General features: G+C 63.5%; 21 protein-coding genes. 10 read left to right on the forward strand and 11 right to left on the reverse strand.

Features of this window, described 5'->3' with window-relative positions; translation table 11 throughout:
* Window positions 1-158 precede the first annotated feature (158 nt).
* From C8C89_RS21545 to C8C89_RS21590, 10 genes are all read left to right on the forward strand, one after another.
* Window positions 159-1,172, forward strand: coding sequence for a substrate-binding domain-containing protein (locus C8C89_RS21545; protein ID WP_101480617.1), 1,014 nt, complete (start codon window positions 159-161; stop codon window positions 1,170-1,172).
* Window positions 1,173-1,473: 301 nt separating this feature from the next.
* A complete protein-coding gene (locus C8C89_RS21550; protein WP_133992458.1) occupies window positions 1,474-3,114 on the forward strand; it encodes an alpha-amylase family glycosyl hydrolase in 1,641 nt (546 codons plus the stop codon).
* Window positions 3,115-3,198: 84 nt separating this feature from the next.
* Entirely contained in the window at window positions 3,199-4,284 is a 1,086-nt protein-coding gene (gene ugpC / locus C8C89_RS21555) for a sn-glycerol-3-phosphate ABC transporter ATP-binding protein UgpC (protein ID WP_101480615.1), read from the forward strand.
* Window positions 4,285-4,382: 98 nt separating this feature from the next.
* Window positions 4,383-5,603: a maltose/maltodextrin ABC transporter substrate-binding protein MalE gene (gene malE / locus C8C89_RS21560; RefSeq protein WP_180338408.1), complete on the forward strand. Its 1,221-nt coding sequence runs from the start codon at window positions 4,383-4,385 to the stop codon at window positions 5,601-5,603.
* Between the two features lie 137 nt (window positions 5,604-5,740).
* Window positions 5,741-7,252: a maltose ABC transporter permease MalF gene (gene malF / locus C8C89_RS21565; RefSeq protein ID WP_133992460.1), complete on the forward strand. Its 1,512-nt coding sequence runs from the start codon at window positions 5,741-5,743 to the stop codon at window positions 7,250-7,252.
* A gap of 10 nt (window positions 7,253-7,262) precedes the next feature.
* Window positions 7,263-8,153 carry a maltose ABC transporter permease MalG gene (gene malG / locus C8C89_RS21570; RefSeq protein ID WP_077402472.1) on the forward strand — a complete coding sequence of 297 codons (891 nt, stop codon included), beginning with the start codon at window positions 7,263-7,265 and terminating at the stop codon, window positions 8,151-8,153.
* Window position 8,154: 1 nt separating this feature from the next.
* On the forward strand, window positions 8,155-9,795 hold the full coding sequence (locus C8C89_RS21575; protein ID WP_133992462.1) for an alpha-amylase family glycosyl hydrolase: 1,641 nt from the start codon (window positions 8,155-8,157) through the stop codon (window positions 9,793-9,795).
* On the forward strand, window positions 9,792-10,703 hold the full coding sequence (locus tag C8C89_RS21580) for a PfkB family carbohydrate kinase (protein ID WP_101480612.1): 912 nt from the start codon (window positions 9,792-9,794) through the stop codon (window positions 10,701-10,703). The genes C8C89_RS21575 and C8C89_RS21580 overlap by 4 nt, the downstream gene beginning before the upstream one ends.
* A gap of 94 nt (window positions 10,704-10,797) precedes the next feature.
* Window positions 10,798-12,084, forward strand: a complete 1,287-nt coding sequence (locus C8C89_RS21585) for an aminotransferase class I/II-fold pyridoxal phosphate-dependent enzyme (protein WP_133992464.1) — start codon at window positions 10,798-10,800, stop codon at window positions 12,082-12,084.
* Window positions 12,085-12,204: 120 nt separating this feature from the next.
* Window positions 12,205-12,366, forward strand: a complete 162-nt coding sequence (locus C8C89_RS21590; protein WP_133992466.1) for a GyrI-like domain-containing protein — start codon at window positions 12,205-12,207, stop codon at window positions 12,364-12,366.
* 3 nt (window positions 12,367-12,369) lie between these two features.
* On the opposite strand, the gene C8C89_RS21595 is transcribed toward C8C89_RS21590, so the two are convergent.
* The 11 genes from C8C89_RS21595 to C8C89_RS21645 form a co-directional block, all read right to left on the reverse strand.
* On the reverse strand, window positions 12,370-13,413 hold the full coding sequence (locus C8C89_RS21595; RefSeq protein WP_133992468.1) for an AAA family ATPase: 1,044 nt from the start codon (window positions 13,411-13,413) through the stop codon (window positions 12,370-12,372).
* Window positions 13,410-14,789 (reverse strand): AMP-binding protein, encoded by a 1,380-nt coding sequence (locus C8C89_RS21600; RefSeq protein ID WP_133992470.1) that lies wholly within the window; start codon window positions 14,787-14,789, stop codon window positions 13,410-13,412. The genes C8C89_RS21595 and C8C89_RS21600 overlap by 4 nt, the downstream gene beginning before the upstream one ends.
* The gene (locus tag C8C89_RS21605) at window positions 14,786-15,379 is read right to left on the reverse strand and encodes a hypothetical protein (protein WP_243858164.1); all 594 of its coding nucleotides are present in this window, start codon (window positions 15,377-15,379) and stop codon (window positions 14,786-14,788) included. Before C8C89_RS21605 ends, C8C89_RS21600 begins: the two co-directional genes overlap by 4 nt.
* An 87-nt stretch (window positions 15,380-15,466) precedes the next feature.
* Window positions 15,467-17,254: a VWA domain-containing protein gene (locus C8C89_RS21610; RefSeq protein ID WP_133992474.1), complete on the reverse strand. Its 1,788-nt coding sequence runs from the start codon at window positions 17,252-17,254 to the stop codon at window positions 15,467-15,469.
* A complete protein-coding gene (locus tag C8C89_RS21615) occupies window positions 17,251-18,222 on the reverse strand; it encodes a hypothetical protein (protein WP_133992476.1) in 972 nt (323 codons plus the stop codon). Before C8C89_RS21615 ends, C8C89_RS21610 begins: the two co-directional genes overlap by 4 nt.
* 9 nt (window positions 18,223-18,231) lie before the next feature.
* A complete protein-coding gene (locus tag C8C89_RS21620) occupies window positions 18,232-18,705 on the reverse strand; it encodes a hypothetical protein (protein ID WP_133992478.1) in 474 nt (157 codons plus the stop codon).
* Window positions 18,702-20,282 (reverse strand): AAA family ATPase, encoded by a 1,581-nt coding sequence (locus C8C89_RS21625; RefSeq protein ID WP_133992480.1) that lies wholly within the window; start codon window positions 20,280-20,282, stop codon window positions 18,702-18,704. The genes C8C89_RS21620 and C8C89_RS21625 overlap by 4 nt, the downstream gene beginning before the upstream one ends.
* A gap of 74 nt (window positions 20,283-20,356) precedes the next feature.
* Complete coding sequence (locus tag C8C89_RS21630) at window positions 20,357-21,514, reverse strand: ABC transporter permease (RefSeq protein ID WP_133992482.1); 1,158 nt, start codon at window positions 21,512-21,514, stop codon at window positions 20,357-20,359.
* A complete protein-coding gene (locus tag C8C89_RS21635; protein WP_133992484.1) occupies window positions 21,511-22,692 on the reverse strand; it encodes an ABC transporter permease in 1,182 nt (393 codons plus the stop codon). The genes C8C89_RS21630 and C8C89_RS21635 overlap by 4 nt, the downstream gene beginning before the upstream one ends.
* 6 nt (window positions 22,693-22,698) lie before the next feature.
* On the reverse strand, window positions 22,699-23,673 hold the full coding sequence (locus C8C89_RS21640; RefSeq protein ID WP_133992486.1) for an HlyD family secretion protein: 975 nt from the start codon (window positions 23,671-23,673) through the stop codon (window positions 22,699-22,701).
* Window positions 23,674-23,675: 2 nt separating this feature from the next.
* Window positions 23,676-25,100 carry a TolC family protein gene (locus C8C89_RS21645; RefSeq protein ID WP_243858166.1) on the reverse strand — a complete coding sequence of 475 codons (1,425 nt, stop codon included), beginning with the start codon at window positions 25,098-25,100 and terminating at the stop codon, window positions 23,676-23,678.
* Between the last annotated feature and the right edge of the window lie 325 nt (window positions 25,101-25,425).

Below are 25,425 nucleotides of genomic sequence, written 5' to 3' on the forward strand. Positions count from 1 at the left end.
ATTTTTTTGGGCGCTGCCGCCGCTGGTCATGACCCTGATCATTCCGGCATTTATCAGATAAACTACCCCTAATCGCATTGCACTGCACCGCTCCCGCCCACAGGCAGGACGCCGGCAGCGGCAAGACCCACTCAAGATAGCCCCCGACTGCAGCATCCATGAACCTCAAAAATCTCGCCAAAACGCTAGGAATATCCGAAACCACCGTCAGCCGCGCCTTGAATGGCTATCCGGAAGTGAGTGAACGCACGCGCGAGCGGGTGCTGGCCGCCGCGCAGGCGGCCGGCTACCGTCCCAATCCCATGGCGCGCAGCCTGGCCGTCGGGCGCACGAATATCGTCGGCATCATCTACCCGCTGATGCCGAACGACCTGGCTGACCCCATGTTCATCGAGATCGTGGGCGGCATGTCGGAAGCGCTGGAAGCGCAGCAGATGGACATGATGATCGCGCCCGCGTCGGCCACCAATGAATTCCACACCTATGAACGTATGGTCAAGGGACGCCGCATCGACGGACTGGTGGTCGGACGGACAAAACCGTTCGACGAGCGCATCGCCTACCTGGCGCAGCAGGGCATGCCCTTTGTCGCCCATGGCCGCACGCAGCTGAACCAGCCGCACGCCTGGTTCGACTACGACAATGAGGCGGGCATGCGCCTGGCCGTCGAACGCCTGGCACAGCTGGGCCACCAGCGCATCGGCCTGATCAGCGCCACGCCGGACCTGAACTTCGTGCGCCAGCGCGTCGAGAGTTTCCAGCACGCCATGCAGGCGGGCGGCCTTGCCGTCGACCCGGACAACCTGGTCGACAATGCGCACGACCGCCGCGCCGGCTACCAGGCCATGCAGCGCCTGCTGGCCCGCTCGCCCCGCCCTACTGCCGTCATCGTCGACAATCACATGTCGGGCGTGGGCGCGGTGCGCGCCCTGCTCGACGCGGGCATCGCCATCGGCAGCGAGATGTCCCTGATCGTCTGGGGCGTGATGGAAGACTCCCTGGCCGGCCACAACGTCACCACCGTCGTGCAGCCCGACCCGCGTGGCGCCGGCGCGAAGATGATCCACATGCTGCTGGCCCTGATGGACGGCACGCCCGTCACCGAACTGCAGGAACTGTGGCCGTGCGAGCTGCTGCCGGGCGAGTCGGCCGGACCCGCAATACCCTCCTGATTCAGCCTCTCGCCGCACAAGCCGTAAAATACCGGGGTCAGTCACTGCGTGATCGGATTGCGTCCCACTGGGACGCAATCCCCCGGCGGGTCTGACCCCGGCTCTCCCGCCTCGCCGTCCTGAATTACCCTCATAAAAAAATCGTATGTCTGGTGCGTGTATCGCTTTACTTTTCAAAGCGCTTTGAACTATACTCATTTCATACCCAAAGCGCTTTGAATTTTAAAATAAGACGTTCGCCTACCAACCAGCAGCGCCGTCCTGATAGCCACGGCTACAGGCAACTTTTAAGAAATCATTCATGCCGACCATCCAGAACAATCTCGCCAACCTGCCCGCCGACTGGTGGCGCAGCGCCGTCATCTACCAGGTATATCCACGCAGCTTCCTCGACAGCAATGGCGACGGCATCGGCGACTTGCCCGGCATCACCTCCAAACTCGCATACATCGCCGCCCTGGGCGCCGACATCGTGTGGATCTCGCCCTTCTTTACGTCGCCGATGAAAGACTTCGGCTACGACGTGGCCGACTTCTGCGACGTCGACCCCATGTTTGGCAGCCTGGCCGATTTCGACCGTCTGGTGGCGCGCGCCCATGAACTGGGCTTGAAAGTGATGATCGACCAGGTGCTGTCGCACTCGTCCGACCTTCACCCGTGGTTCGTGGAAAGCCGCTCCAGCCGCGACAATGCCAAGGCCGACTGGTATGTGTGGGCCGACCAGAAACCGGACGGCACGGCGCCAAACAACTGGCTGTCCGTGTTTGGCGGTTCCGCCTGGCAATGGGAGCCGCGCCGCGGCCAGTACTACCTGCACGATTTCCTCACCAGCCAGCCCGACCTGAATTTCCACAATCCGGCCGTTCAGCAGGCCCAGCTGGATAACCTGCGGTTCTGGCTGGAACGCGGCGTCGATGGCTTCCGCTTCGATTCCTGCAACTTCCCATATCACGACCAGTTGCTGCGCGATAATCCGCCAGCCGCGCAGCGCGACGCGAGCAGCGTGTCGGCCATCAACCCGTATGGCATGCAAGCGCACGTGTATGACAAGACGCAGCCGGAAAACATCGCCTACCTGCAGCGCGTGCGCGCCGTGCTTGACGAATATCAAGCCATTTCCATCGGCGAAGTGGGCGACGACAATGCGCTGGACACCATGGCCGCCTACACCACGGGCGGCGACAAGCTGCATATGGCTTACAGTTTCAACTTGCTGACGGCGGAGTTTTCAGCCGCGCACATCCGCACGCAGGTGGAAGAATTCGAAGCCAAAGTGACCGACGGCTGGGCTTCCTGGTCCGTAGGCAACCACGACAGCGTGCGCGTCATGACGCGCTGGGGCGGCGAGAATCCATCGCCATCTCTGGCCAAGGTGGTGCTGGCCGTGCAGGCGGCGCTGAAAGGCACACCGTGCCTATACCAGGGCGACGAGCTGGCCCTGACGGAAGCGGACATTCCTTTCGAGGCGCTGCAGGACCCGTACGGCATCCCGTTCTGGCCCCAGTTCAAGGGCCGCGACGGCTGCCGCACGCCGATGCCGTGGGTGGCCGACGCGCCGCACGGCGGCTTCAGCAATGCAAAACCCTGGCTGCCCGTGCCACCCGAGCATCTTGCGCGTGCCGTTGATGTCGAAGAGCGCGACGCCGCCTCGCCTTTGCAGTTTGCGCAGAACATCCTCGCCTGGCGCCGCACCCTGCCGCAATTGCTGCGTGGCGACATCGTTTTCTTCGATGCGCCGGAACCCGTGCTGGCCCTGCGCCGCGACTTGCCCGGCCAACCTGCTGTATTAGCCGCCTTCAACCTGGGCACGGAAGCCGTGACGTTCACCTGGCCCGATGCGGCGCCAGCGGCCGACCTGGCCGGTCATGGCTTACCGGGCAGCAAAGTTGACCAACAGATCAGTCTGCCTCCGCATGGCGGCTGGTTCGGCACCTTGGCGTAAATCGCAGGCTTTGGCGGCCATGCCGCCATTTACAATAACGAGCCCCGCGCATCAGCGGGGCCAAATTGAGAGAACGAGGACGACATGGCTGGACTGAAGTTAACAGGCCTGAAAAAGGCATACGGCGACGTGCAAACCCTGCACGGCATCGACCTGGAGATCGCCGACGGCGAATTCATGGTGTTCGTGGGACCGTCGGGCTGCGGCAAGTCCACCTTGCTGCGCAGCATCTGCGGCCTGGAAGAAATCAGCGGCGGCGACTTGTATATTGGCAAGACGCGCATGAACGACGTGCCGCCCGCCAAACGCGGCATCGCCATGGTATTCCAGAGCTACGCCCTGTATCCGCACATGAGCGTGGCGCAAAACATGGCCTTTGGCCTGAAACTGGCCGGCATGAGTAAGGTACAAATTGCTGACGCCGTGCAGCGCGCCGCGCAAATCCTGCGCATCGAACCTTTGCTGGAACGCAAGCCAAAAGACTTGTCAGGCGGCCAGCGCCAGCGCGTGGCCATCGGCCGCGCCATCGTCCGCAAACCCGACGTCTTCCTGTTCGACGAACCGCTGTCGAATCTCGACGCCTCGCTGCGCGTGCAGATGCGCATCGAACTGGCGAATTTGCACCGCGAATTGCGCTCAACCATGATTTACGTCACGCATGATCAGGTCGAAGCGATGACCCTGGCCGACCGCATCGTCGTGCTCAACGCGGGCCGCATCGAACAAGTGGGCGCACCGCTGGAGCTATACCACCATCCCGCCAACCTGTTCGTGGCCGGCTTCCTCGGTTCGCCCCGCATGAACTTCCTCAAAGGCAAGATCCACAGCTACGCAGACGGCGTGGCCACCATTGCCACGAATGCAGGCGGCTTGCTGCAGGCGGCACTCCAGCAGCCGCTGGCAAGCGGCACCCCCGTCACCATCGGCGCCCGCCCTGAACACGTGCAGGCGTGCGCGCCCGGCGCCGCGGCCGCCATCACGGCCAGCGTGCAGGCGGTGGAAAAACTGGGCGACATCAGCTATCTGTATGTGCAGGTGCCGGGCGGCGACGAGCCGCTGGTGGTGCGCGCCGATGCAGACACTGACTGGGCCATCGGCCAGTCCGTGGCGCTGCAAGTGGCGCCCGCCCGCGTCCACGTGTTCGACGAGCACGGCCAGACCCGTAACTGATTCCGAATTTAAGGGGCCAGGCGCTACAGGCGCCGCCTGGCCTGGTTGCATCGTTTCAGCCTTGATACTTCACATAAAAAAAGACACTGGAGATTGACATGTCCTTCACACACCCGAAACGCAGCTTCATCAAAACCACCCTGATCGCCGCCGCCCTGGCCGGCATCGGCAACCTGGCCGCCGTCAGCATGGCGCACGCGGCCGAAGCAGGTACCCTCTTGATCTGGATCAATGGCGACAAGGGCTACAAGGGCCTGGCCAAGGTCGGCGAAGAATTCACCAAGAAGACGGGCATCAAGGTCGTCGTCGAGCACCCGGAAGATGCACCGAACAAATTCCAGCAGGCGGCGGCCGCCGGCAAGGGCCCGGACATCTGGATCTGGCCGCATGACCGTATCGGCGGCTGGATTGACGCCGGCTTGCTGCAACCAGTGACGCCAAGCAAGGAAGCGCGCGCCGCCATCCTGCCGCTGGCCTGGAACGCCTTCACCGTTAGCGGCAAGACCTGGGGCTACCCGATCTCCATCGAAGCCGTGGCCCTCGTCTACAACAAGGACCTGGTGCCGACGCCGCCAAAAACCTTCGAGGAAATCGCCGCGCTGGACAAAAAACTGTCTGCGCAAGGCAAGAAAGCCATCCTGTGGGATTACACGAATACCTATTTCACCTGGCCTTTGCTGGGCGCGGGCGGCGGTTTCCCCTTTGAAGTCAAGGCTGATGGGCGCTACGATGCGGCCAAGACGGGTGTCAACAATGCCGGTTCGCAAGCTGGCGTGAATGCGCTGATGACCTTGATCAACAGTGGCGCCATGCCGAAGGGCGCGGGCTACGCGGAAATGGAAGCCGGCTTTAACCAGGGCAAGATCGCCATGATGATCAACGGCCCATGGTCGTGGGACAACGCGCGCAAATCGAAGATCAATTACGGCGTGGCAACGATTCCTACCGTGGCAGGCAAGACGGCCACCCCATTCGTGGGCGTGCTGGGCGCAATGATTTCCAAGGCGAGCCCGAACAAGGACCTGGCGACGGAATTCCTGGAAAACCAGATGCTGCAGCTCAATGGCCTGAAAACCATCAACGCCGACGTCCCGCTGGGCACGCCAGCCAACAAAGTGCTGTTCGCGGAATTGAAAGCCAATCCGAACATCCAGGCGACGATGGAAAGCGCCCAAGCGGGCCGCCCGATGCCGAACAACCCGGAAATGGGCCGCTTCTGGTCGTCGATGCAATCGGCGCTGGAAAACATCACGCAAGGCCGCCAGACCACCAAGGATGGCCTGGATGCGGCGGCGAAGCGGATTACGACCGCCAATTAAGCAGGTCAAGGCGTAGGTCGGATTAGGCCCGAAGGGCCGTAATCCGACACCAGCAGCCAACAGTGTTGTCGGATTACGCGCAAGCGCTAATCCGACCTACGCCACCTCGTATCATTCCATCTTCACAGGTATCCATCGTGCGCAAGTTTATCGGCCCTACGGTATTGACCATCAGCATGGCGCTGGGTCTGTATCTGCTCTTCATGTTGTACATTTCCGGCCAGACCATGCTGGCCGCCATTTTCCTCGGCTTGCTGACCCTGACGACGTTTGTCTTCACGTCGCCGCGCGCCTATGCCTACCGTTACCTGTTTCCCGGCATCACGGCAGTCATCGTCTTCGTACTGCTGCCGATGGTGTACACGGTGTCGATCGGCTTTACCAATTTCAGTTCGCGCAACCTGCTCACCTACGAGCGGGCCACGCAATATTTGCTCGACGAGACGCAGCGCGTGGAAAGCACGGGCTACGCGCTGACAGTGCATCCTGACAATAAAGAATACCGCTTGCGCCTGGAAAGCCCGGACACGGGCGAAGTGCTGCTGACACAGCCGCTGGCCCTGAAGCGCGCCGTCCCCCTGAACGTGGAGGTGGCGCCGCCGGATCCCGTGCAGGCACCCGTGCTGACCCCGCCGCTACCCATCAAGGACATCATCGCCCTGCAAAAGGATTTGAAGCTGCTGACACTCATCCTGCCTAACAGGATCGAGCTGCGCATGGTGGGCTTGCGTGAATTCGGCCCCGTTGCGCATGTCTACAAGCAACTCCCCGACAAGACGCTGAAGAAGATCGCCACGGGCGAACTCGTGACACCGAATTTCAAGACGGGATTTTATGAAATGCCGGACGGCACGAAACTGGAACCGGGCTTCAAGGTCAACGTCGGTTTCGCCAACTTCGTGAAGATTTTCTCCGACGAAGCGTTTCGCGGCCCCTTCCTGCGCATTTTCGTCTGGACCATCGTCTTCGCCCTGATCAGCGTGGCCACCACGACGGGCCTGGGCATGGCGCTGGCCGTGCTGCTGAACTGGGATGCGCTGCGCTTCCGCGGCCTGTACCGCACCCTGCTGTTCCTGCCGTATGCCGTGCCCGGATTCATTTCCATCCTCGTCTTCAAGGGCTTGTTCAACAATAACTTTGGCGAAATCAACCTGGTGCTCGATGCGCTCTTCGGCATCAAGCCCGCCTGGTTCTCCGACACCACGCTGGCCAAGGCCATGATCCTGATCGTCAACACCTGGCTCGGCTACCCCTACATGATGGTGGTGTGCATGGGCCTGATCAAGGCGATCCCGTCGGACCTGTACGAAGCGTCGGCCCTGGCCGGCGCGGGACCGCTGACGAATTTCTTCAAGATCACTTTGCCGTTGATCATCAAGCCGCTCACGCCGCTGATGGTGGCCAGCCTTGGTTTCAATTTCAACAACTTCGTGCTGATCAGCTTGCTGACGGGCGGGCGTCCCGATTTCCTCGACACGACGCTGCCGGCCGGCACGACGGACTTGCTGGTGTCCTACACCTACCGCATCGCGTTCGAGGATTCCGGCCAGAACTTTGGCCTGGCCGCTGCCATCTCGACCCTGATTTTCTTCCTCGTGGCCGCGATTTCGCTGGTCAACATGCGCCTGACGCGCATGAACAAAGCATAAAGGACAGTTCATGGCTATCGTTGTCGACCGTTCCAACCGCTGGCGCATCCTGGCGGCCCATGTCGCCGTGATCGCGCTGATCGCGCTGGTGATGTTTCCCTTCCTGATGATTCTGTCGATCTCCCTGCGGCCCGGCAACTTCGCTTCGGGCAGTTTGATACCGCCCGAGATCAGCTTCGAGCACTGGCGATTGGCGCTGGGCATGTCTTACCAGGCGCCCAACGGCACCCTGGTCGAGCCGGACTTTCCCGTGCTGCTGTGGCTGTGGAATTCCATCAAGGTGGCCAGCATGAGCGCCACCGTCACCGTGCTGCTGTCGACCACCTGTGCGTATGCATTCGCGCGCATGCAGTTCCGCTTCAAGTCGCAAACCCTGTCCGCGCTGATGCTGCTGCAAATGTTCCCCGCCGTGCTGGCCCTGGTGGCCATCTACGCCATCTTCGATGTGCTGGGCAGCTACGTGCCATGGCTGGGCATCGACCACCACGGCAGCCTGGTGCTGGCTTACACGGGCGGCATCGCCCTGCATATCTGGACCATCAAGGGATACTATCAAACCATCCCCATCGAGATCGAAGAAGCGGCCAAGGTCGATGGCGCCACGCAGTGGCAAGCGTTTGTCTACGTGCTTCTGCCGATGACGGTGCCCATCCTCATGGTGGTATTCCTGCTGTCGTTCATCGGCGCCATCATCGAGTATCCGATCGCTTCCGTGCTGCTGCATGAACAGAACAACCTGACCCTGGCGGTCGGCTCGAAACTGTTCCTGTACGAGCAAAAATACCTGTGGGGCGACTTCGCCGCGGCGGCCATCTTGTCCGGCTTGCCCATCACGGCCGTGTTCCTGCTGGCGCAGAAGTGGATGATCTCCGGCCTGACGGCTGGCGGCGTGAAGGGCTGACATGAAGACCGTGCTGACCGCCCTTGCCGCTTTGCTCTTCTGCGCACCGGCGCAGGCGGGCAGTTTCGCGGACAACCCCATCGTCTACTTTGCCGTGACAGATCGCTACGCCAACGGCAATCCAGGCAACGACCATAGTTATGGCCGCGCGGCCGACCCGCAAGGCGGCGATGTGGGCAGCTTTCACGGCGGCGACATCGCCGGCATCACGCAGCAGCTGAAAACCGGATATTTTCAAGACCTGGGCGTCAACGCCTTGTGGATCACGGCGCCGTATGAACAGATCCACGGCTGGGTAGTGGGCGGCAAGCAGCAATTCCAGCACTACGCCTACCACGGCTACTGGGCACTCGACTACACCACCATGGACGCCAACATGGGCACGCGCGAAGAACTGCGCGAGATGATCAACACGGCCCACGCGCAGGGCATCCGCGTGCTGTTCGACGTGGTGCTGAACCATCCCGGCTACGCGGACTTGCGCACCCTGGCACAGTACAAGGTGCCCGTGCTGTGGCCCGGCCATGAAAAAGCCACCCTGCGCGACTATCATAGCTTCATCGACTACAACAACTTCGAATTCAAGCAGTGGTGGGGCCCGGACTGGGTGCGCGCGGGCTTGCCCGGCTATTCCGACGGCGGCCAGGATGATTTCACCATGCAGCTGGCCTTCCTGCCCGACTTTCGCACGGAAAGCGGCAAGGCCGTGGGCTTGCCGCCTATCCTGCAGCGCAAGTCCGACACGCGCGCCGTCGCCCTGCCCGACACCACCGTGCGCGCTTACCTGGTCCATTGGCTGGCCGACTGGGTGCGCGAATTCGGCGTCGACGGTTTCAGGGCGGACACCGTCAAGCACGTGGAGCCGGCCAGCTGGCTGGCCCTGCGCGCTGCCGCCACGGAAGCATTGAAGGACTGGAAAACGCGCCATCCCGAACAGAAAATCGACGATGCCCCGTTCTGGATGACGGGAGAAGCGTGGGGCCATGGTCCAGAGCGCAGCAGCTGGCATGACGCGGGCTTCGACTCGATGATCAATTTCGACTTTCAACACCGCGCCGGCGGCGACTGGAAAAGCATCGATGGCGTCTACCGCCAGTACGCGGGCTTGCTGGGCAAGCGCATTGGCAAGGAGCCCCGCTACGACATCCTGTCGTATATCTCTTCGCACGATACCAGCCTGTTCCCGCGCAAGGAGCTGAAACATGGATTGTCCGCCCTGCTGCTGGCACCCGGTGGCGTGCAGCTGTTCTACGGCGATGAAAGCGGCCGCCAGCCTGGCGCGGCACCCATCGGCGACGAACAGCAGGCCACCCGCTCCGACATGAACTGGGACTCGCTGGACGCTGCCACCCTGGCGCATGCGCGCAAGCTGGGCCAGTTCCGTTTGCGCCACCCTGCCCTGGCGCGCGGCGAGCATCGCCTGATCGACGAGAAACCGTATGCGTTTGCCCGCGTGGCGCAGGATGACGCCATCATCGCCGTGCCCGAGGCGCAGGGGATCATCACGTTGAAGATACACGGCGTTTTCGCCGACGGCGCCCTGTTGCGCGACGCCTATACGCATCAAACCTATATCGTCAAAGATGGCGCCGTCGCCGTGAACGCGGCCGGCACCGTCCTGCTGGAGAACGCTGCACCATGAGTACCTATGACGTCTTAGTAGTCGGCGGCGCCGGCATCGACACCATCGTGCGCGTCCCCGACCTGCAATTGCCCGTCGCCGATTCCGTACACGTGCCACCCATCCACGACTACGTGGCGCACACTGGCAATGGCGTGGCGCTCGGCTGCCATGCGCTGGGCTTGCGCTGCAAGTTCATCGACTTCATCGGCGACGATGCGCAAGGCGCGGCCATCCTGCAGCGTTACAAAGCGGCAAAGCTCGATTTTTCACACATCGTCGAACCGTCCGGCACGCGGCGCAGCGTCAACCTGGTCGACCCGCAAGGACGCAGACTGTCGCTGTACGACGGCCGCCACCCGGAAGACGTGCGCATGCCGCCCAATTTCTACCTGCCCTACCTGGGCCCGGCCCGCCATGCGCACTTTTCCATCATGGGCTGGGTGGCGGCGCTGTTTGACGACGCGCAAGTGTGCGGCACCACGGTGTCGACCGATTTGCACGACTGGGATGGCATCAACCCGCACCACAAGATGTTCGCGCTGCGGGCCGACCTGGTCTTCCTCAGCACGGCCGCGCTGGCCGAGCGCACGGAATCCGTCATGCGCACGATAGTCGCGGAAGGCCGCGCACAGGCCGTGATCGCCATGGCCGGCGCGCAGGGCGCGTATGTGCTGGAACGGGGCAGCGCGTCCGTGCGGCACACTCCGGCGGCAGGCCTGAAGTTGCCCGTGGTGGACACGAATGGCGCGGGCGATTCGTTTGTCGCCGCCTTCCTGCACGCCTGGCTGGGTGATGCAGGCCTGGACACTGCCATGCGCTGCGGCGCCATCGCCGGCGCGTTTGCCTGCGCGCAGAATGGCACGCATGAACGGTTCATCGGGCTGCCACAGCTGCATGACTTATATCAAGACAGCACTAGCTTATAGCTTAATATTCTATCAAGCGTAGCATCGAGCTAACGGGCGCATGGCACAATGGCTGCGGATTTGACCACCGCATACCACCGATACCGGAGACCACATGAGAATCGAAACCCTGGCCGTACACGCCGGCTACACCCCCGACCCGACCACCAAGGCCGCCGCCGTCCCCATCTACCAGACGGTGGCCTACGCCTTCGACAATGCGCAGCATGGCGCCGACCTGTTCGACCTCAAGGTCGCCGGCAATATTTACACGCGCATCATGAATCCCACGCAGGACGTGCTGGAAAAGCGCGTCGCGGCGCTGGAAGGCGGCGTAGCTGCGCTGGCCGTGGCGTCGGGCATGGCGGCCATCACCTACGCGATCCAGACCATCACCGAAGCGGGCGACAATTTCATCTCCGCCAGCCAGCTGTACGGCGGCACCTACAACCTGTTTGCCCACACCCTGCCGCAGATCGGCATCGAAGTGCGCTTTGCCGACGCGCGCCAGCCCGAGACCTTCGCCGCCCTGATCGACAGCCGCACCAAGGCCATCTTTTGCGAATCGATCGGCAACCCGCTGGGCAATGTGACGGACGTGGCAAAACTGGCCGAGATCGCGCATGCGCACGGCATCCCGCTGATCGTCGATAACACGGTACCCAGCCCCTATCTGTTCCGCCCCATCGAGCATGGCGCCGACATCGTCGTCCATTCGCTGACCAAATACCTGGGCGGCCACGGCACGACCGTGGGCGGCGCCATCGTCGACAGCGGCAAATTTCCGTGGGCCGAACACAAGGAACGCTTCAAGCGCCTGAATGAACCGGACGTGTCATATCACGGCGTCGTCTACACGGAAGCCTTTGGGCCCGCCGCCTTCATCGGCCGCGCGCGCGTCGTTCCGCTGCGCAATATGGGCGCCGCCATCTCGCCCTTGAGCGCTTTCCAGCTGATCCAGGGCTTCGAAACCCTGGCCCTGCGCATGGACCGCATCTGCGACAATACCCTGGCCCTGGCCAAGCACCTGAAAAACCATCCGAAAGTCGCGTGGGTCAATTACGCGGGCCTGGAAGACCATCCGGACCACGCGCTGGTGAAAAAATACATGAATGGCCGCGCCTCGGGCATCTTGTCCTTCGGCCTGAAACTGGCCGCTGGCGAGGACCCGCGCGCGGCCGGCGCCCGCGTGCTCGACGCCCTGCAGCTGTTCACGCGCCTGGTCAATATCGGCGACGCCAAGTCGCTGGCCACCCACCCGGCGTCCACCACGCACCGCCAGCTCAATGCCGCGGAACTGGCCAAGGCGGGCGTCTCCGAAGACATGCTGCGCCTGTCCGTGGGCATCGAGCATATCGACGACTTGCGCGAAGACCTGGAGCAGGCCTTGAACGCGGCGTAAGCCCTTCTTCATGCGGCCAGCGGGAAATTTCATGGCATAATAAGCAACATGAACTCCCGCTACCATCGCCGGAACAGGCTGCTTCCGGCCTGTTCCGCACCGAATATGCACGGCGCATGAATGCCGTGCACGTGGAAGCGCATCACGCGCGAATGGCTGCCGGCCAGCGGCCTGCTGAGGGATGAGCGCCCGTGCTTCGAGCACTTCTCCGCCGCCACGGCGATGAACCCGACCACCGGCGAATTCTCTTGCGAGATCTGCATTCCCGTGCGGCCGCTGTAGTGGTCATGTCGGATTACGCTCCGCCAACAACTGCACCACCTGCCTGATCCTCTCGGCCACCGTGCCGGAGACATCGACAAAGGCGATCCCCCGCCGCGCCAGCTCTGCCTGATACCACGCATGCTGGCGCGCGCGGAAATCCCCGTCGCGGCGGGTGCCGTCCTGGATGAAGGGGAAATCGGGCGCGCACAGCAGCACCAGGTCGTAGCGATGCTCGGCCAGTTGCGCCAGCTCCAGCTCGGCCTTGCCGAACATCTCGACACAGTAAAAATAGGTGGTCAGGGGCGATGTATCGCAAAACAGCCAGCGCCGCGCAGCCAATAACGTCTGCGCTTCGCGGCGCAGCTGTTCCCGGCCGATCTTCAGCAAATCATCATAGGCCAAGACGCCATCCTGGCTTTCCCACAGCTCGCGGCCATATTCGGCCACCCATTCCGTCTCGAAATGCCGCGCCAGCGCCTGCGTCAAGGTCGTCTTGCCGCTCGATTCGCCACCGAGCACGCACACGCTCATAACGAAATCGGCGCGCACGATGGGTGACAGGAAGGCGCTGTGCGCCTGCGGGTCTTGCCGCACCAAGGTCCCGGACACGGGCACCAGCGCTCTTGCCTGATCCACGCTGACATGCGCTACCGCTCCCATCGCGTAATGCCGTTCCAGCACGCCCGCAAAGCCGGGACCATAGTCTTCGCTGCTGAACACGGCATCGACGGGCAGCGCCAGCACCGTCCAGCACAGCCAGCCCATGAAGTGGCGATGCTCGTCGCCCTCGTCGTCATTGTGCGGCAGCGAACGCGCAGGCACGCCGCGCACCGCGCACAGGGCGGCCAGGCGCGCATCGTCCAGCGCGACGACCACAGCCTGGGGAAATTGCGCCCGCAGCCACCCTTCCCGGCGCGCCGGGTCCAGGCCGGGAAATTCGGGTTTGGTGTAGCTGACCAACAGCAGCTCTTCGCAGGCCTCCTGCGCACGATTGATCAACAGTTCGTGGCCCTTGTGCAGCGGGCAGAATTTGCCCACCACGAGGCCGCGTTTATAAAGGTTCATGCCACTGCTTCCTGCAAATCCGAGGTGTATTGAATGATCTTGTCTTCCGCCTGCAAAGTCTCGACCGTAATGGCGCCGAAAAAGGGGGCGAGCAAGGCGCGCGCCCGGTCGGCTTGCGGCATGGCGCCCGGCGCCAGGCGCAGTACGACACTGCCGTCGCCATGCTGGTGCACGCCGAACAGGGCGATGGCCAGCGGCTTCAGGGCGTGCGTGATGTCGATATTGTTGATCCATTCGCCGTTGATCATCCTGTAGCGCAAGGGGCTGCGCCCCGCCAGGCCCACCAGCACGGGACCGTGCGGTCCATGCGTCAGCGAGGCGTAATCGCCCGTGCGGTAGCGCACCAGGGGCAGGCAGAAGTTAAAACCGCCCGTTACGGTGATTTCGCCGCGCTCCCCGTCGGCCACGGGCCGCCCTTCCCTGTCGAGGATTTCCACGTACAGCCGGTGCTGCAGCAGCACGTGGCCGCCCGCCTGTTCGTCGTAGACGGCCACGGGACCCACTTCATTGAGCGAATAGATGTCGAGCACGGGGCAGCCAAAACGTTCTTCCAGGCGCGCCCGCATGCCGGGCAACAGCATCATCGACACGGACAGCAGCGCGGCCGGCCTGTGCGTCATGGACAAGGTCAGCAGCTCGGCAAACGAAATGGGGTCACCCGCGATCAATTCGGGCGCCATGGCGTCCAGGTAGCGCGCGCGGTCATCCGGCTCGCGCCAGTCGTCCACGTGCAGGTTGATCTTCGCCAGGCCCGATTCGTCCATCGTGGGCGTGACGGAGACATAGGTGAAGCAGCGACGCTGATGCCCCAGCAGCATGACGCCCACCTGTCCCGCGCCATGGCGTAAAGTCACGCCAAAACGCCGCAGCGCGCGCTTGTGGAAGGCCAGGTAGCGCCCCGCCACCAGCGGGTGCGAAGCGATCAGCAACGGGTGGCCCGTGGTGCCCGTGGTCTGGAAATTGATCATGCGCGCCAAGTCCGCATCGTCGGGCACGAAGGCGGCGATATCGTGCGCCAGTTCGGCGCGGCTGATGGGCGTTGCATCGATGAGACGCGCCGGTGGCGAACCGCAGGCACGATAGTAGGGCACCGTGGCATAAGTCGCCCTGAGAAACTCCGGCAGCCAGGATGGCGGCGCGGCGCGGCTCCAGCTGATCGCCGCATCCATGACTTCCTGCTCATAGACACGCAGGGCAGCCACCTCCGCCGCCAGCAGCTTGTTGCCGCTGCGGTTGCGGTACTGGGGGGCGGCCGGATGGCTGCGCAGTTTTTCCAGCATGCGCGCACCCGCTTGCGTCAGCGTGGGACAGTAGTGGCGGTCCGATTCCCAGGCGCCGCCCGGCAGATTGACATCAGGTTTGCCAGCGAGCGTCATTCGCGCGACCACTTGTCGGCCGATTCCTCGGCCGCCTTCTTCGCCAGCGCCTCGCGGATCTCCCGCGCGCGCTGTTCGGCCAGCCGGCTCGCTTCGAGCAGGCGGCGGCGCTCCGTGCCGCTGATGGCGGACAATCTGTCCGTCGCCTGCGCCACGCTTTCATCACGGGGCCGAAACGCCAGGCGCGCCAGCACGATGCGCGCCAGCTCCTCGCGCCGCTCCGGGTCGTGCGTGAACTGGTGGGCTGGCGTGGCGGCGGCCAGTTCGCGTGCCGTTTCGCCCAGCACCTGCAGCAAATCCTGCTGCCGCAATTGCTGGCCGATGAACCACTCGTCGGCCAGCAGCCAGCACAAGATCATGGCCAGCGCCAGGCGATTGCGGTCCGCCTTCACTTGCGCGCCGATAAAACCCTGCAGTGACGCGGCCGGCGTACGCGCGCCATGCAACAGCAAAATGTCGTTGACCAGTGCGGCAACCGCCACCGCCTGCGCGTTGGCGACGCCGGCGATGCGGGGCTCGGCGAGGAACTCGGCGGGCGTGTCGGCCAGGCGGTGGGTCAGGGTTTCGAGGTGGGGACCGATTTGCATCATGATGTCATTACCTCAACCCAACGGCAAATGCTGGGGTCAGACCCGCCGGGTCTGACCCCGGAATTCTGCTGCGCATATTCATCTTATTTAACTCTTCACATAATGCCTGCGGCTGAACGCCCGCGCAAAGTCCAGCAAGTCTTCGTAGCGCTCGACGGCGTGGATATCCCAGCCCTGCTCGCGGCGCGCCCGTTTCAGGTCGTCATAGGTTTGCTGCAGCCACTTGTTGGCCGCCACGCCATCCCAGCCGCGCTCCAGGTTCAGGGCCATGGTGCCACCCGCACCGCCCTGCGCCAGCGCCTTGGCGGAAATATCCCAGCCGCTGTTGCCCAGTTCATCGTCGTCGAACATGGTGGTGATGCCATCGTCGGAAATCATCAGGATGTGTACGGGCCGTTCGCGCCTGGCCGCATACGTCTGGCGCAGGCGGTGGATGGGGAAGCAGGTGCCGCCGCCAAAAAATTCCGTCAGCACGCCCAGGATCATGTCTTCATCGCGCACGAAACCTGGCGTCTGCATCACCTCATTCTTGCCGCTCCACAGGGTCACCTGCACTTTCGCGCCAGCGCGCAGGGCGGACAAGGCGATGACGGCGCCAGCCAGGGTCAGGAACGAGGTGTGCGCCTGCGGGTTGGGCATGGAGCCGGAACTGTCCACGTACATGTCCAGGTCGACGGGCACGGCGTCGATGGCGCGCGCCGGTTCGCGGCCAACCACGCGGCGCATGGTGGTCACGCCGGGCACAGGGCGCGGCGACTGCATCACGGATTGCAGCCAGTCGATGTCTTCCAAAGGGTCGCCGATCTCCCACGCTTCCAGCCCTTCCATCTGCGGCTCCTGCGACTCGGGCGCGGGGCGGCTGGGAAACGCCACCAGGTGCGGCAAAGCGCGTTCGCGGTAGTAGCGGATAGCGATCTCATGGTCGCTCAGGTTGATGCCCGAGGCCTTCAAAATGTCGCCCAGCTCGAACGGCTCGCGCAACTGGCCGCCACCCGCCCTGGCCGGCGCCTCGGCTTGCGGCTCTTCACCGTCGAGGCCGGAGATGCGCTTGTCGTGCACGGGATGGATGGCGCCGCCCTCTTCGTCATCCTCGATCTGCTGCGCGCCATACGTCTGGCAGCCACGGGCCGCGTCGCGCGTGTCCTGCAGGTAGCGGCTGGGGTCAAGACTGCCACCCAGGGCATCCGTGTCGTCCACCAGGTAAGGCAACAGCAAGGTGGCGAAGCGCCCCGCCGCCAGCATCCAGTCGTTCGCGTAGACGCGGATCAGGCGCGCACCCAGCCAGGCATCCGTGTCCAGGCGCTCGTCGGCCTGGCCGCCGCCCAGTTCACCCTTTTCCAGCTGCCACAGGTTTTCATAGATGCGCATGTACAGGGTCCACACGCCGCCGCTGGCCCTGGCCTTGCCGTCCGGCGAAGGCTCGCGGCCCTGCTGCAGCTTGCGATAAATGTCGGCCATGCGCAAATTCGCCTGGCGCTGCAGCCGGTCGTTGATGAACAGGTCCGTATACAGGTTGGCCACCATGGGCGCGTGCTGCTCCAGGGTGGGCAAGGCACGGCGCATGCGCGCCAGCAAGCGGAACTGGTCGCTGGCACTGCCTGGCGCGAGGATGTGGTGGCCGATTTCATGCGCGAGGATTTCCAGCGCATAGTCGTCCAGGCCCAGCTCCGTCACCAGCGGCAAGTCGACCACGACGCTCTGGTCCAGCAGGCGGATCATGGCAAAGCTGCCGGACAGCCCCTTCTTGCTGGCCTGGACGTGGCTGGTGCACAGGCTCGGGTCGCGCAGGCGCGTAAATTTGCTCCACACGGCAAGGGCCTCGGGCCAGGCAGCCTGCCAGGCGTCGATCAGGGCGGGTTCGGCGTCCTTCTTCATGCGAGCGGCAGCAAGCGGATCGCGTGCGTCCACGGCGACGTGATGGCAACTGTATGCGCATTGGCGGCGATAGCGATGTCGCCGGGCGGCACATCGAGCACGATGCTGCGCGCGCCGATATGCAGGCTCGCACCATCGACGCGCACGGACGATGGCTGCCCGTTTGGCGCCTGCTCGAACTCCTGCGCCGTGGCGCTGTGCAGCACGGCGCCGCAGGCGTCGGCCACCAGCAGGTAGTGGCGCTCGGCGCTGCGCACGACAAAACCGTCGTTTGTCGCGCGCACTTGCGGCGGCGTGCCGAAAGCGCCACCGAGGCCGCTGAAGCTGCCAAACTCCCTGCCCTCGGCATTGCCGCGCCAGGGATTCGCCAGCAACTGCGCATACACCTGCGGCCAGTGCGCAGCCGGCTCGCCAAAGGCGGCCAGCGCCAGCGCAGGCGGCAAGGTATCGGCGGCGGCCAGCGCGCCCAGGCGGAAATGCGCGACACCGGCGCGCCAGGCCAACACCTGGCCCACGGCGCGCAGCTGCGCCACCGTGGCGATCTGCGCTGCCAGGGCAGCCAGCTCGCGCTGCCACTGCGCGGGACGCGCGCCCGCCACGGAGGCTATGTGGATGGCGGCGTTGCTGAGCATGCCCAGCACCTCGACGGGCGCCGTCGCCAGCAACGGCGCAAACGATGGCGCCAGTTCGCGCCAGACGCTATTGAGGAGGGGATTTTTCGCCGCCGGACCTGCCAGGCCGTGGCCCACCAGCTCCAGGGCCATGTCGTAGGCGGCCAAGGTGACGCCGCCTGCGCGCTCAGGCGCAGCGGCGGCCACGGCCACTACCAGCGGATCGACGCCATCGTGCAGGAAAGCGCCGAAGGCGGCCATGTCCAGCGATGGAAAACGCCGGCGCGCTTCCTCAGCGCGGCCGTTGAACTGGGCGCGGCCGCTGGCAAGTATCGAGGCAAAAGCAGGAGAGATCATCGCCGCTCCTCAATCGCTGTGCGAGAAGTGCAGCAGATAACGTTCATCCCCCAGTTCGAACGCGATCTCGTCCCAGTGGATGGCGTACCAGAAACCGGCGGGTGGGGTCATCGTCACTGCATGCAGGGAGAATCCGCCCAGTGCATCGTCGAGCGAATCGATGAAGGCGGCCACCAGTTGAGCGCGAAAGCGCCCCGGTGGCGCCGCCTGCATGTGCTGCGATGAGAAAAACCAGCGCTGGCACACCGACTCCAGGTGCGTACGCGCGCACGGCGCCGGCTCGATGCGCCACAAGGCTGCCGGCAAGTCGCGTGCGGGCTCGATGACGTTCAAGGCATAATCTTCGACGCGCAAGCCCAGCGCCGTGGCGAGATCGGGTGCGTCGGGCAGGCACTGCAACTCGTAGCTCGCGCACAGGTCGCTCGCTTCGCCATTGATTATGGCCAGCGCTTCCAGGAAGCCTTGACAATGAAGGATACTCATTGCGAACGTAGCCAGCTACGGTAATTTGTATAGCGCTGATGCAGGTACTTGAGCTTGAGCAGGTCGTCGTACAGGGGGCCATACAGCTTGCGCCCTTTCGTGCGTTCGCCGATCAGCTTTTCGATGCGGTTCAGGCGTGCCAGGGTTTCGCGCTCGCTGACGCCATCGAGGCCCAGGTCGAATTCGGCCGACAGGACGCCGACGGGATCATCGCGGTCCAGGTCCAGGCGGTTGAATTCATCGTTCGACAAATCGAACAGGCGACGCAGCCAGCCCAATCTATCGCTGCGGTAGGCGGCGTTTTCCGGCAGCGCGAAAAATGGCGCGTCCGGGTCCGGCTGCAGCTTGTTATGCAGGACGAAGGGCAGCACCTGGCGCAAGTCTTCCAGCTCCACCTCGCCGTTACCGCGGAAGTAGGCCATGGCCTTGGCGTAGATCAGCAGCGCCATCAGGGTGCGCACGGAGATGCCGTTCAGGGTCTGGCAGCCCAGGTCCTTCAAACGGTCGCGCCCATTGTCGGCCGCCTGCGCGGCGCCACGGTCGGCGCCGGCCAGGCGGGCCGTATCCTTGGTCATGTATTCGAACTGGCCGCCCGCCGTCTCGAACAGCTCGAACTGGCTGGCGAAAAATTCCAGGCGGCGCCGCACGGCGTCGGGTATGCCCACCTGGCGGATGGATACGCCAATTTGATCCACCTCCCCTTCCGTGAAGATGATCTCGGGCGGTACCAGTTCTTCGGGGCGCACGTTTTCTTCCACGCGCAGCAGCAGTTCATTCAGGAAGCGCGGATTGAAAGCCAGCGCCTGCACCGTCACGTCGACCCGGTCGCGCAGCGCTTCGATCACCTGATACGTACCTCCGCCCTGGTCGTCGTTGGCCGTCAAATACCAGGCCGCTTCCGGGCATTCGTAAATATGGTTCAGCACTTCCGCGTAATTGTCGCCCATGACGGTGAGCAGCGCGCTCTGCGTGCGCGTGGGGATGCGATTGTATTCATCGACGATTTTGACGCGCATGCCCAGCCAGGCGCGCCAGGCGATGCGGATATCGTCCATGCTTTGCGCGTTCACCAGGTCGGCAGGCAGCGGATTGCCCAGCAAGTCGGCCACCGTCATCTGCGGGTGGCCATGCTGCATGGCGCGTTTGACTTCCTTGACGGAGGAACCGGCCAGCACGCCCATCAGCAGCGCGCTGGCCGTCTTGCCCCGCCCCGGCCCGCCGACGAACAGACATTTGCGGCGCGTGGCAAAGGTCAGCAGGGGCAGCAAAATAAAACTGGAATAGCTTTGCGCCGACGGCAAGTTCAGGGTGCGGCGGCTGTCGCCCACCGAATACGTCTGCGACGGGCCATCGTTGTACTCGATGTCGTAATGGGGGCTGATGATGGCGTGGTTGACGATCCAGAAATAGGCCTGGCGCAGTTTTTCATCGAAAGGTCGCGCTTGCTCCTCGCCTTCTGCTCCCAGCGCGATGGGCCCCTGGTACAGGTCCGCCACGTCGAACTGCCGCGCGGCAGGCGCGGCCTTGGGCTTGGTGGGGGCTTGGGACAGGCGCTGGAACAAATTGAAGGCGGACATGGTTCGTTTACTTTAAATGGGGTCAGACCCGGCGGGTCTGACCCCGGGTACGAAATTATTGCATATCGTTCCCATTACGCCTTGTTCAAATCAACAACCGTTTCATCCATCCTGCGCCAGCGCCACCAGCCCAGCGCCACGCAGGCCACCAGCAAGGCCAGCAAACCCGCCACTTCATGGCGGATTTCATACAGCGAGGCGCCCATCTGGTTGAGCGCGACAAAGCCCTGGATGCCGGCCGTGGATGGCAGCAGCCAGCGCAGCCATTGCAGCACGACGGGCATGGATGACACAGGCCAGGTCAGGCCAGCGAGGAACAGCACGGGCATCGAGGTGGCGATCATCAGCTGCGTGCCCCGTTCGCGCGTGCGGAACAGCATGCCCAGCAGCATGCCGAAAGCCGCTTCCGCCAGAGAGAACAGCACCAGCAGCAAGAGCATGCCGCCGAAGTTGCCGCCACGGGGGTAATCCTGGAACCAGAAGACGAAACCGAAGAAATAGCAGCAGTTGATGAATGCCACGCAGGCAAACGCCAGCAGCATGCCCGCATAGCCGCCCGCCCTGCGCCGGCCCGCCAGGGGAAAACTCTTGCGCTGATACCAGGTGCCGAACAGCATGGTCATGCCAATCAGCAAGGTCTGCTGCACAATGAGAGTAGCCACTCCTGGCACAACATACGCGCCATAGCCTTCCTTGACGTTAAACAGGGGCACGGCGGTGAAGGCGATGGGCGAGCGCTGCTGGTTGGCCTGGATGGTGGACGGCGTACCCGCGCCCAAACGCTTGAGCTCAATACCAGCCGACACGGTGCCCACCACTTCGGCCAGGCCATTCAGGGCCACCTTGTTGAGCATCAGATACAAGCCATTGCCCGCCACCTGCGCGTGGGCGGCGCGGCCGGCCAGCACATCTGTCTGCAAGCCGTCGGGTAGAATCAATACGCCCATGACCTTGTCGCGCCACAATAAATCTTGCGCGACCGGCAAGTCCGGCGTGACGGCGATCACGTCCAGCGACGGATGGGCCATGGCAAAGCGCGTCAACTGGCGCGACATGGCACTGCGGTCCTGGTCGACGACCGCCACGGGCACGCGCTGGACGATTTCCGTCGAGTATGGCAAAGGATAAAAGAAGGAATAAATGATGCCGCCGATGAACAGCAAGGTCAGCGCGCCCTTGTCTGTCAGCATGGCGCGCCAGGTGGCAATAAAGGCGGACCAGCAGCTATTCATGTGCGCCCCCAGGCATCCGGAGCATTCGCGCGGCGCGCCAGCAGGAATACGCCCACGGCGCCACAGCCGATGGCAAAGCCAGCCAGTATCAACATTTCCTGCACGCCATAGCGCCACGGCGCGCCGGCCAGCCAGTATTTGGTTTGCAACTGCAAATAGTGCGTGAGCGGCAAGGCTTCCGCCCAGGCGCGGCCCGGCGCCGGCATGGCCATCAAGGGAAAGGCCTGGCCCGCAAACGCGAACGCCGGCGCCGTAATAAATGCCGCGCCCGACAGGGCCAGGCGCAAGGACAGGGTAGCGGCTATCAACAAAGTGGCCAGACCGCAGTAGGCGAGCACCAGCAGCAACATGCTCAGCAGCAAGGCCGGCAAGCTGCCCGCCACGGCCCAGTCCCGCGCCAGGCTGAAAAACAACAGATACAGCAGCGCCAGCGCACTGTAGGCGATGAGGGGAAACAACAGCTTGGCGCCGACGGCGCGCAGCCAGCTACCATTGGCCGAGGCCAGCCATTGCGGCACCGTGCCGTCGCGCAACTCGCGTCCGACGGAGGTGACCACGGCGACGACGATGAAAATCTGCAGCATGGCCGGCATCAGGGCCAAGGTCAAAAACGCTTCATAGCTGATGTTTTCATTATACAAACTGTTCAAGGTCGTGCGTATCGGTTCGAACTGGGCCGCCGCCTGCACGCCCGACATGCCCTTTTTCATCCTCGCCGTCATCTCGATGCCGGCCGACAAGGTCGTGCTGACCGTACGCACATCACGCAGCAAGGCGCCCGCATGCGAGGAAAACTGCGCGTTGTACAACCACTGTACGGTGGCTTGGCGGCCACCCAGCAATTTCTGTTCAAAATCATTCGGGATCAGCAGATAGCCAAACGCCGTGCGTTCGCGCAAGCGATGCAGGGCTTCGTCGCTGGACGCCACTTTCGCCGTGACCTCGATACCAGGTGAGGCGTCGAGCCAGCGCGTCAGCTGGCGCGACAGGGTGGAGTTGTCGTTATCGATGACGACGATGGGCAAGTCGCGCGCGATGCCGGCAGAAAACACCAGCCACAACATGCCGCACAGCACGACGGGAATCCAGCTGAGCATGCCGAAGTCCCAAAAATCGCCGCGCAGCCGCGCCCACTCGCGCGCCAGCGTAGAGACCGGCCCTTTATCCGCTTCGTTCATCGGCTATCAGAGCGGTGGAAACACGACCGACATGCCCGGACGCAAGCCATCGACCTTGATGGCCGGGCGCAGCCGGATTTCAAATGTGCGCAAGTCCGTGCCGCCCGGACGGGCCGCGCGCCACGTGGCGAAGTCCGGCAGCACGGCCACGGAGCTGACCTTGAAACTCACTTGCTGCTTCAGCGCCGGCACGTTGGCCGTATGCGTGCTGCCCATGCCAAACGCTGCCATGTCATCTTCGCGCACCTGCAGCACGGCCCAGGCGTCATCGAGGTTCACCAAAGTAATCACCGGGAAACCTTGCGGCGCCAGTTCGCCCGGCTGTATCTGGATCTTGCTGACCTGGCCCGCCACCGGCGCGGCGATCTTCGTTTCCGCCAGGGCGATCTGCGCTTCCGTCAACACGGCGCCCACCTGGCGCGCCTGGGCGGCGGCGGCCGTCTTGTCTTCCGGACGGGCGCCCGTTTGCGCCATGTCATACTGCGCGCGGGCAGCTTGCGCCAGCTGGTCGGCGGCGCGCCATTGCGCTTGCGCCTCGTCACGTTTCTGTTGCGCAATCACGCCTTGCTCGAACATATTGTTGACGCGGGTATAAGTGGTTTTGGCAATATTCGCCCCCGTTTGCGCCCGCTCCCAGTTGGCTTTGGCGGCACGTACTTCCTCGGGCCGTGCGCCCGCTTGCGCCTTCTTTGCCACGGCATCGGCCGCCTGCGTGGCGGCCGTCGCTTGCGCTATCTTCGCATCGACTTCCGGACTCGTCAGCTGGAACAGCAGCTGGCCTTTCGGCACCGTCTGGCCCAGCTTGACGTACAGTTCGCCCACCCTGCCCGGCACTTTCGACGACACATTGACTTCCTGCGCATCCATCTGTCCCTGCAAAGGCAGGCGCTGCGGCTGAAATGCCTGGTACAGGCCCCAGCCCACGAAGGCCAGAACAATGAGGGCGGCGCCGATGGCCAATGGTTTTTTGGAGGTACTCATTATTATTTGTCCACAGGTAATTGGATATCGGCCGCAGCGGCCAGGCTGCCCAGGCGCTGCGTCTCGCCTGTCGCTTCCAGCAATTGCGCCAGCCCCATCACATAGTTATAGGCAGTCTGCGCTCGCTGCGTTTCCACCTTGGCCAGGTTCAGGCGCGCGTCGACGACTTCCAGCGAGGTCACTTGCCCTTGCTGGAAGGCCACCGTTTGCAAACGGATATTTTCGCGCGCCAGCTCCACCGACGACGCCGTGGACAGATACTGGATGCGGGCGTTTTCCAGCGCGCGCCAGTTCTTTTCGATCAGAGTGGAAATGTCTCGCTCAGCCTGGCGCGCCACCACTTCCACCCGCTCCTGGTCGAGCTTGGCGGCGGCGATCATCTTGCCTGTATTGATGCGGTGCACCAGCGGCACGGACACGACCAGGCCGACGGCCCAGTTTGAGCGCACGAGTTTTTCGTTGCCGCGATTCAAATTGTAGTTACCGATGGCAAACACGGTGGGCGCGTATTCCTTGCCATGCAACTTCAAGGCTTGCTCGGCCTGCACGCGCTTGCTGTCGATCTTTTTCCAGTTCGCGTTTTCGCGCATGCCCGTGCTGATGAACGATTGCAAGGTGCCAACGGGCAAGCTATTGACGAACAGCGGCGTGCTGGGCCGCACTTGCGTGTTGACGGCAAGCAAACGGTCGAGCGCCACTTGCGCGATTTCCTCATCGCTGCGCGCCTGCGCTTCCTCGCTGCGGGCGCTATCCAGGGCCACGTCGGCGCGCAAGCGTTCCGCGCGCGAAATCAGGCCGCCCTTTTCCAGCTTGGCCGCGTCGCGCTGGTGCTGCGTCACGCCGACCGTCACTTCGGCCCGCACGGCCACCACACGCTTGGCCAGCAACAACTGGAAATAGCGCTGCGCCACCAGGGTAGCCAGTTGCTCTTCCGCTTCCGTGCGCTCCGCCTGTGCGGCCAGGGTCAGGCTGGAAGCGAGTCCCTTGACGGCGTCCAGGCGCCCGCCCGTGTAGATGGGCCACATGCCCAGCAAGCCGAACGAGGTCAAATCCGTCACCACTTCGCGGTTCAGGGAATTGGGGATGTGCGGCGTGGGCAAGCCGGGGATGGGCGGCAGCACTGATTCGATACCGCCCACCACGCCCGACAAACCGCTCGTATCGATACTCAAATCCGTCGACAGACGGCCGCGAAACGCCGTCAAGTCCACGGAAGGTCCGTCGATATTCGACAAGGCTTCCGCTTTGAGTGTTTTTGCGCGCACGTCGAGCGCGGCGCCCTGCACGGCGCCCGAAGCCTTTGCCGCTTGCTGCAGCGCTTCGCTGAAGGTCAGCGGCGCACCGCCCGGCATCTGCGCCAGGGCGGGCAGGGCCGCGCCTAGCGCGCTCGCCAGCAATACTGATAAGTGTCCTTGCAATCTGCCCATGTAGCGTCCAGTCAATGAATGAGGGGAAAGCACGGGGTTGCCATGTTTATACTTTCACAATAGCAATTATATCTACGGATGTCTATTCCAGCCTGCACTATTGGTTACGGTAGCTGCCATGTCAAAACGGGCGCCTCTTGCGGGGTGCCCGCTTGACTTGGAGCAAGCAGCTACCCACTTGCTGCTTCGCCTACTTGACGCCCGTTTCCTCGGCCAGGCGGAACGCCGCGTCGTTCGGCTTCATCCCGTTCAGCCGCCCCTGCGAAAACTCCGCGCCATGCATTTGCGCGGCCAGCGCTTCATCGACTACTTGTACTTTTGCTCT

Origin of the sequence: Janthinobacterium sp. 75 (genome assembly GCF_004365495.1) — a bacterium.
In the GTDB taxonomy this organism is placed as follows: Bacteria; Pseudomonadota; Gammaproteobacteria; order Burkholderiales; family Burkholderiaceae_D; genus Janthinobacterium.